General features: G+C 64.3%; 1 protein-coding gene. It reads right to left on the minus strand.

From position 1 onward, the window contains the following. Positions 1 to 314: 314 nt before the first annotated feature. The gene (locus ACP7BL_RS17845) at positions 315 to 1,430 is read right to left on the minus strand and encodes an IS110 family transposase (protein ID WP_043061551.1); all 1,116 of its coding nucleotides are present in this window, start codon (positions 1,428 to 1,430) and stop codon (positions 315 to 317) included. Positions 1,431 to 1,508: the final 78 nt, after the last annotated feature.

The raw sequence follows: 1,508 nt of genomic DNA on the forward strand, positions 1-1,508 counted from the left end.
CTCTCATGACTGCCATCCGAGACGCTGGCCGAGTTTACCTTGTCGCTGGCCGCAAGACCAGCGTTCGCATTGACCTTGGCGGGTGTGCCGCGGACGCCTGATCGACGACGATTGATCATGCTCTCATCCGCGGGTTGGTTACCGCACTACCCGTATCCGTCGCTGGGCCTATCCTCCGTCTAAGTTCGGGCGTCGGACGAACCTGCCCCACCGTACACCGTGGATTGCCCATCACAGTCGGGTGCCCGCGGCACGCCGGCCAAGGCTATGCAGTTGGTGCCCTGGCGCCTCCTCCTGGAATTGTTCTGTGTGGATCAGCCGGCTATCGCTGGCGACACTCGACGGGCGATGTCCCAGGCATAGCCGACCAATTCACGCGCGATCGCGGTGGTCACCTTGGGCTGGGGCTTTCCGGTGGCCGCCAGGCGACGGTAGCGCTGGCACAGGCGAACCTGCGCCTTCCACCCGATCGCTTGGATGTCCTCGGGCAAGTCGATGACCCGTTCACGGTAGCGTCGCTCCTCGCGAGCGGACAGCCGATACGACCAGCCCGCCTCGATCAACATCGTCCGTGCTTGCGCGTTGCCCGCGCGGGTAATCCGGCCCCGCTTGGTCTTGGCACCGCTGGAGTGCTCGGACGGCACCAGGCCGACATACGCCATCAGTTGCTTGGGATTGTCGAAGCGGGTGAGGTCGCCCACCTCGGCGACCAGCGTTGCGGCACTGACCAGCCTGATACCGCGCAGGACCTGCAGATTGCGGACCAGCGGCGCAAAACACCACGCATCCACCGCTTCAGCCAGCGCCGCCTCCAGGCGCGCGACCCGTGCCTGGGCCTCCAGCACCCGCTTCTGCATTTCCTCGAATGCCAGCTGCTGGTGGGGAAACTCAAACCGCTGCTCGGACAACCACCGCCAGTACATTTTCGTCCAAGCCGCCTTGCCGCCAAAACGACGATCATGCCGCAACAGGAAGCTGCGCACCGTCTGCTTGGCCCCGATGGCATCGTCCTGCGCGCTGCGTCGCGCGCGGATGAGATCGCGTACCGCCTCGTGCGCTTCGTCCGGCACCCAGATCGCGGTGAGTTCGCCGGCGCGTAGCAGCCGCGCCAGGGTCATCGCGTCACGCCGGTCCGTCTTAACATGGTCGCCCGGGCGTCGCGGCATCATCGAGGGGGCGATGACGATGCAATTCTGTCCCAGCTTCGACAGCAGCCGATGCAAGCCATACCCACAGGGTCCCGCTTCGTAGCAGACGTTCAACGTCACACCCGGTCCCGTCAGCCGCTTGACCAGCTTCCTGATCGCATCGTCCTCGTTGGCGACCGTGCCGACGAAACGTACCTCGCCTCCGCGTTCCCCATCGGCAACCGCGACCGCGATGGTTTCCTTATGAACGTCCAGACCAACGTATTTCACTGCCTCCGTCATGACTCGTCTCCGCTGCTAACAAATCCATCATCAGCATCTCAGATTCGAGCCTCCAAGGCTCCGGCAGTCATGGGGTCT

It is taken from the genome of Sphingomonas sp. DC1600-2 (assembly GCF_049897605.1).
Taxonomy (GTDB): domain Bacteria; phylum Pseudomonadota; class Alphaproteobacteria; order Sphingomonadales; family Sphingomonadaceae; genus Sphingomonas.